Source organism: Actinobacillus ureae ATCC 25976 (assembly GCF_000188255.1).
In the GTDB taxonomy this organism is placed as follows: domain Bacteria; phylum Pseudomonadota; class Gammaproteobacteria; order Enterobacterales; family Pasteurellaceae; genus Actinobacillus; species Actinobacillus ureae.
In genome coordinates, this window is sequence record NZ_GL831080.1 from 74,916 (window position 1) to 81,687 (window position 6,772).

Here is a 6,772-nt window from a genome sequence, read left to right on the forward strand (position 1 = left end):
TTATTTAAAAATAGGCGAAACGGCTTTTTTACTTTTTCATTACCACAATTTGTTTTAGAATCAACAGATAATTCACTCTTAAGGATTTACGATGAAAAAATTAATTTTAGTGGCTTTGGTTGCCTCATTCGGGTTAGCGGCTTGTGGTGTAAAAGGCCCGCTTTATTTTCCTGAGCAGCAACCTGTTCAACAACAAACAAAATAATTTCTAACCACGGCAATTCAAAAACACCTGTATAACAAGCGGTCGAATTTACCCGATTTTTTGCAAATACGAGTGTGGCTACTTTGCCGTGGTTTTATTTTTCAAACACAACGGACAACTAAATAAATGAACCATTTCAACTATAAAAACCAACAGCTTTTTGCGGAAGATGTTTCCGTCTCAGACATCATTAATCAATACGGCACACCGGCTTATATCTATTCTCGTGCAACGCTTGAACGCCACTGGCACGCTTTCGATAAAGCGTTCGGTTCTCACCCACACTTAATTTGCTTTGCGGTAAAATCCAATTCCAATATCGCTTTATTAAATGTGATGGCTCGCCTCGGTTCGGGCTTTGATATTGTGTCGCAAGGCGAACTTGAACGAGTACTTGCCGCAGGCGGTGATCCGAGCAAAGTGGTATTTTCCGGTGTGGCAAAGTCACACAGTGAAATTCAGCGTGCGTTGGAAGTCGGCATTCGTTGCTTTAATATTGAATCTATTGCGGAATTACACCGTATTAATGAAGTCGCCGGTCAATTAGGTAAAATTGCGCCGATTTCATTGCGTGTAAATCCGGATGTGGATGCGCATACTCACCCTTATATTTCCACCGGTTTAAAAGAAAATAAATTTGGGGTAAGCGTGAACCAAGCACGTGAGGTTTACCTTTTAGCAAAAAGCTTACCAAACGTGAAAATTACCGGTATGGATTGCCATATCGGTTCACAATTAACTGAATTACAACCGTTTTTAGACGCGACGGATCGCCTGATTGTGTTAATGGATCAGTTAAAAGAAGACGGTATCGAATTACACCACTTAGATTTAGGTGGTGGTTTAGGCGTGCCGTATAACGGTGAAGAGCCGCCACACCCGACTGAATATGCCAAAGCATTACTCGAAAAATTGAAAGGCTATGCAGATCTTGAGATCATTTTAGAGCCGGGTCGTGCGATCACGGCAAATGCGGGGATCTTAGTCACTAAAGTGGAATACCTTAAAGCGAATGAAGATCGTAATTTTGCGATTGTCGATACTGGTATGAACGATATGATCCGCCCGGCGCTTTATGAAGCTTATATGCAGATTACCGAGGTAGATCAATCACTTGTGCGTGAAAAAACGGTCTATGATGTGGTTGGCCCGATTTGTGAAACTTCAGACTTTTTAGGTAAAGGTAGAGAACTGGCGATTGAACAAGGCGATCTGATTGCAATGCGTTCGGCAGGTGCTTATGGTGCGGCGATGTCTTCAACCTACAATTCACGTCCACAAGCGGTCGAAATTATGGTTGACAGCGACCTAGCGCACTTAATTAAAGCTCGTGCAAGTTTTGCGGATTTATGGCGTTTAGAAAGATTATTGCCATAATTTCTATTTCCTCGGCGAATGAATAGCCGAGGGTATTTGATTTGGAGAAAGAGATGAAACTTTATTGTTTAAAAAGTGCTTGCTCATTTGTTCCCCATGTTGCGTTAGAATGAACGGGGGCAGAATATCAAACGGAGCTCGTGAGCCGTGATTTTATTAAATCGGCGGAATTTTTAACGTTGAATCCACATGGTGCAGTACCGTTATTAGTCGACGGCGATTTAACGCTTTCACAAAACCAAGCGATTTTGCACTATTTGGATGAGAAATACCCGGAAGCAAAATTATTCGGTAGCAAAACCTTACGTGATAAAGCGAAAGCGGCACGTTGGTTAGCGTTCTTTAATAGCGATGTACATAAATCATTTGTGCCGCTATTCCGTTTACCAAGCTATGCGGAAGGTAATGAGGAGTTAACTCGTATTATTCGTCAACAAGCAGCAGAAAAGATTTTAAGTCAGCTAGCGACCGCCAATGAACATTTAGAAAGCCATATTTTCTTCGGTGAAAATATCTCGGTTGCAGATGTGTATCTTTACATCATGTTAAATTGGTGCCGTCTGTTAGGCTTGGATTTATCACACCTTGAGCAACTCTCGCTGTTTATGCAACGTGTATAAGCGAATGCCGGCGTGGATACGGTACGTATTGCCGAAGGTTTAAAAGGTTAATCCTTTATAAGTAAGCGAAAAAGCAGAGCAAAGTTCTCTGCTTTTTTTATGCGAATAATTCCTGTTAACTTGACAAAAGTTGATAAAAATCAATATCATTTACAACTATATTCGGTATAACTCTCGCTTTATTCTGTGACAGATCGAGAGAGTGAGTGATTATGATTACAACAACAAATTGGCGGGCAACCCAAGCTGCTCCAAAAGCATTCCCTGAACGTCAGGCATTAATGCCGATCTGGGGTGGTGAAGCTGTACCGCAACAAGAATGGCAGAATGTATGGGGACAAGCTGCTATTCACGCCCTCAAAGAAGACGGTTTGGCGTATTTCCATATTCCTTTTTGTGCCAATCATTGTATTTTCTGTGGTTTTTACCGCAATGCGTGGAAACAAGACTACAGTAAAATTTATACCGATAAACTGATTGAAGAATTGGCATACGAAGCCGGTATCCGCCAAGGTAACGGTAAAATCAAAGCGGTTTATTTTGGTGGCGGAACACCAACCGCACTGAATACCGAAGATTTAGTCCGCTTAATCAAAGCGTGCTACCAATATTTACCGCTGGCGGACGACTGTGAATTTACGATTGAAGGTCGTATTAGCCATTTTGATATTGAAAAGGCGCACGCTTGCGTGGCCGCCGGCGTGAATCGTATTTCAATCGGTATTCAAACCTTTAACTCAAAAATTCGTAAACGTTTAGGACGTAAACATAGCGGAGAGGAAGCTTACGAATACCTCAAAGTTTTGTGTGAATTGGATGCGGTTGTCGTTGCCGATTTGATTTTTGGTTTACCAAATCAAACGGACGAAGTCTGGGCGAACGATATTAAAGTGGCAAGTAGCCTACCGTTATCCGGTTTGGATATTTATGCGTTTAATAATTATCCGTTTTTACCGATTAATAAAATGATTGAACACGGTTCTCTGCCTGCCGCCGCAAGTTTTGAAGTACAAGCGCAACATTACGCCTATGCGGTAGAGAATTTATCAAAAGTTGGTTGGCAGCAAGTCAGTAATAACCACTTTGCTTTCCCGAATCGCGGGGAACGAAACCGTTATAACACGTTAGTTAAATCCAATATACCGTGTCTTGCTTTCGGCTCCGGTGCAGGCGGTAATTTCGGCGGTTATAGCTTCCAAGTACATTCCACACTACAAACTTATTTAGACACACCGGCAGATAAAAAAGCACTGTCGTTTTTAAGTAAACACGGTGCAAATAAACCGTTGCTTGGTGTGGTACAACACGGTTTAGAACTGGGCTATCTGGATATTAAGTTATTTAAACATAACCCAAAAGCAATGAAATTGCTGATGCAATGGCAGCAATTATCTTTATTAAACATTGATCAAGACGGTATCGCTCACTTAAATATTAGCGGTCGATACTGGTCACCGACTTTGATCCGTAAATTAATGCTCACGCTACCCACAGAAGATAAAAAGGAGAACAGCATGGTTAAATTAAGTGAAGAACAATTAAGCGAGTTACGTCAATCACTTGCCGAAAATCCGGGGCAAATTTTAGAAATGGTTGCCGGTATGAAACAATGTAGTTTGGAAGAAGTAATTAGCTGCTTACCGGCGGAAATGGTCACTAAAACGGATGGCGCACGTTTTGTAGAAATTATGCAAGCGTTAGCAACGCTAGAAGATGCAGTGACCTTTATTGCACATACGCCGGATGCGGTGGTTGAGGTAACCGGCAAGCTACCAAGCGGTCAAATCGGCAGAGGTTTTTACAATTTCGATCACGGTCAAGAAGGTGGCGTACACGGTCACCTACGCTATGAAAACTGTGCGGCGATTTACTTACTTGAGCGTCCATTTATGGGCAAACAGACCGTATCGCTTAACTTTATTAACCATCAAGGCGGCGCAATGTTTAAAATCTTTGTCGGACGTGATGAAGCACGTAACTTACGCCAAAACCAAATCGACTTTATGCGCCAATTAATTAAGGGTGAGTAATGATTTTATTATTTGGAGCCAATGGCTTAGCCGGACGCGCATTACTGGCGGCGGCTGATCAGCCGATCGTCTCAGTATTGCGACAATCTTCGACCGATCCGTTTTTTACGGATCTCCAGACAGCGGTTGCTGATGTAATGTCACCGGAAGCCTGTGAAACAGTGATGCAGCAATATTCGCCAAAAGTGGTAATCAGCTATATCGGTGGTAAAAAAGACGGTGTACGCAGTGATGCTGCCGGTAATATCAACATTATTCGTGCCATGCTGAAATATGCGCCTGCCGCTCGTTTTATTTTTATTACCAGTATGGGTTGCGGTGAACAATGGGTTTTCTTGCCTGAACCGGTAAAACAAGTGTTGGGTGAAGCGCTACAAGAAAAAACACAGGCGGAAAACTTACTGCGTGAAAGCTCGCTAAATTGGACAATTCTCCGCCCGTGCGGGCTGAATACCACGGAAGGCGAAACCTTCCGTTTAATTGAAAGTGCAGCTGAACTGCCCGGCAGTTATATGAGCCGTAAAGCATTAGCCAATGCGGTGTTGTCCGTGCTTAATAGTGAAAACACAAACCATAAAATCTTCTCAGTCTGTGCCTAACTTCACAATCCCTTTCACTTTGGCACAAGCCATCCGCTTGTGCCTATTTCAAAATTTGTTTTAGTAGTTCCAATAAAACCGGTAATTCAGTGACGCCTTCTCGATCAATAAAATGCCTACCCTGCGCCAAGCGAATATAATCCGCTTGTAAATATTGCGCTAATCTGTCGCTGAATAGATGCGGCACAATCTCATCATCTAAGGCAGAAATTACATAAGATTTTGTCGGCAAACAAGCGGTCTGATTTGCGTAAAAAGTTGCAAATGAATCCAGTTCCGGCAAAGTTGGTAATTTTTCATAAAAGCCGGAAACAAAAATTGCGGTATTCACTTTTTGTTGTGTTACCGCCAGATAATTCAGTAACGCAATACAACCCAAACTATGCCCGATCAACACCGTTTCTTCATTTAATTTAAGTGTATTTTTATGATGCTCTAACCACACTCGCGGATTCGGGTTATTAGAATCCGGCATAGCTAAACACTCACACGCAACCCCTAACTTTTCCAATACTTGTTTTAGCCACGGAAACCAATTTCGGCTCGGATTCGCCGTATAGCCATGGGTTACATATACTTTTTTCATTCTTTATCCTTTTTCTCTGAAATTTAGAAAACGTTTGCTTTGCGCTTAATTTAGCAAAAAAATGCTCTTTGGAAAGTGAGATCTCTGTCACAAATTGAAAAAATTTTTTATAACCAATTGATTATAAAAATTTTTAGTTTTTCCATTTAATTGACTTCCTCACGAGCTAAGCTTAACTTATGAAATACAATTTTACTATTTGAAACGACATAAATTAGAGGTGTCCAATGAGAGTTTCTTATCAAGATTTAAAAGCTGAATTTAAACGTGTTTTATTGGCTCGTAACGTGCGTGAAGAAATTGCCGAAGAGTGTGCAACGGTATTTGCTGATACCACTCAGGCCGGTGCGTATTCACACGGAGTAAACCGCTTCCCACGTTTTATTCAGCAGTTGGAAAACGGCGATATTGTACCGGAAGCCGTACCGACTAAGGTGCTTTCATTGGGCGCAATCGAGCAATGGGATGCTCATCAAGCGATCGGTAACCTCACTGCAAAAAAATGATGGATAGAGCGATGGAACTCGCTTCGCAAAACGGTATCGGTGTAGTGGCGTTGCGTAATGCCAACCACTGGATGCGTGGCGGCTCTTACGGCGGAAAAAGGCTATATCGGTATCTGCTGGACCAATGCGTTAGCGGTAATGCCGCCTTGGGGTGCAAAAGAATGTCGTGTTGGTACCAACCCATTGATCGTTGCCGTACCGACTACGCCAATCACTATGGTAGATATGTATTGTTCAATGTATTCCTACGGAATGTTGGAAGTCCATCGCTTACAAGGTCGCCAAACCTTTATCGATGCCGGTTTCGATGATGACGGCAACCCAACCCGTGATCCGGCAACCGTTGAGAAAAACCGCCGCTTAATGCCGATGGGCTTCTGGAAAGGTTCGGGTTTATCAATCGTATTAGATATGATTGCCACCTTACTTTCTAACGGTGAATCTACTTGTTCGGTAACCGAAGATAAAGATGACGAATACTGCGTTTCACAAGTATTTATTGCGATTGAAGTGGATCGTTTAATTGATGGTAAAACCAAAGATGAAAAACTTAACCGCATTATGGATTATGTGAAAACCGCTGAACCGGCGGATCCGAACGTACCGGTACGTTTACCGGGTCACGAGTTCACCACCATTCTTGCCGACAATATCGCCAACGGTATTCCGGTTGATGAAACCGTATGGGCAAAATTGAAATCGTTGTAAAAAACACTCTCGCCCCTAGCGAGAAAGAGACAGTTTATTGAAGCGTTCAGCGAAATAAGCAGAGAGAGGGGATTCCCCTCTCCCTCCGAAAATCTAAAGATTTTTTCCTCCCTCTCCCACAAGGGGTGAGGGTTGAAAAGA

Annotated in this window: 5 protein-coding genes and 2 pseudogenes; 6 read left to right on the plus strand and 1 reads right to left on the minus strand. The window is 42.4% G+C overall.

What is annotated here, in order from left to right:
- Positions 1–91: 91 nt before the first annotated feature.
- The 5 genes and pseudogenes from lptM (at position 92) to HMPREF0027_RS00390 (ending at position 4,831) form a co-directional block, all read left to right on the plus strand.
- Positions 92–205, plus strand: coding sequence for an LPS translocon maturation chaperone LptM (lptM, locus tag HMPREF0027_RS11395; RefSeq protein WP_005621111.1), 114 nt, complete (start codon positions 92–94; stop codon positions 203–205).
- Between the two features lie 126 nt (positions 206–331).
- A complete protein-coding gene (gene lysA, locus HMPREF0027_RS00375; protein ID WP_005621114.1) occupies positions 332–1,582 on the plus strand; it encodes a diaminopimelate decarboxylase in 1,251 nt (416 codons plus the stop codon).
- Positions 1,583–1,635: 53 nt separating this feature from the next.
- A pseudogene (locus HMPREF0027_RS00380) lies at positions 1,636–2,202 on the plus strand (glutathione S-transferase family protein).
- Positions 2,203–2,414: 212 nt separating this feature from the next.
- Positions 2,415–4,232, plus strand: a complete 1,818-nt coding sequence (hutW, locus tag HMPREF0027_RS00385; protein ID WP_005621119.1) for a heme anaerobic degradation radical SAM methyltransferase ChuW/HutW — start codon at positions 2,415–2,417, stop codon at positions 4,230–4,232.
- The gene (locus HMPREF0027_RS00390) at positions 4,232–4,831 is read left to right on the plus strand and encodes an NAD(P)-dependent oxidoreductase (protein WP_005621122.1); all 600 of its coding nucleotides are present in this window, start codon (positions 4,232–4,234) and stop codon (positions 4,829–4,831) included. Before hutW ends, HMPREF0027_RS00390 begins: the two co-directional genes overlap by 1 nt.
- A gap of 43 nt (positions 4,832–4,874) precedes the next feature.
- On the opposite strand, the gene HMPREF0027_RS00395 is transcribed toward HMPREF0027_RS00390, so the two are convergent.
- Positions 4,875–5,417, minus strand: coding sequence for an RBBP9/YdeN family alpha/beta hydrolase (locus tag HMPREF0027_RS00395; RefSeq protein ID WP_005621124.1), 543 nt, complete (start codon positions 5,415–5,417; stop codon positions 4,875–4,877).
- A 227-nt stretch (positions 5,418–5,644) separates the two neighbouring features.
- Between HMPREF0027_RS00395 and yiaK the strand changes: the two are divergent.
- Positions 5,645–6,631 (plus strand): annotated as a pseudogene (gene yiaK / locus HMPREF0027_RS00400) (3-dehydro-L-gulonate 2-dehydrogenase).
- Positions 6,632–6,772: the final 141 nt, after the last annotated feature.

Coding starts and splice junctions, on each gene's coding strand:
- lptM (WP_005621111.1), top strand. CDS start 92: ATGAAAAAATTAATTTTAGTGGCTTTGGTTGCCTCATTCGGGTTAGCG.
- lysA (WP_005621114.1), top strand. CDS start 332: ATGAACCATTTCAACTATAAAAACCAACAGCTTTTTGCGGAAGATGTT.
- hutW (WP_005621119.1), top strand. CDS start 2,415: ATGATTACAACAACAAATTGGCGGGCAACCCAAGCTGCTCCAAAAGCA.
- HMPREF0027_RS00390 (WP_005621122.1), top strand. CDS start 4,232: ATGATTTTATTATTTGGAGCCAATGGCTTAGCCGGACGCGCATTACTG.
- HMPREF0027_RS00395 (WP_005621124.1), bottom strand. CDS start 5,417: ATGAAAAAAGTATATGTAACCCATGGCTATACGGCGAATCCGAGCCGA.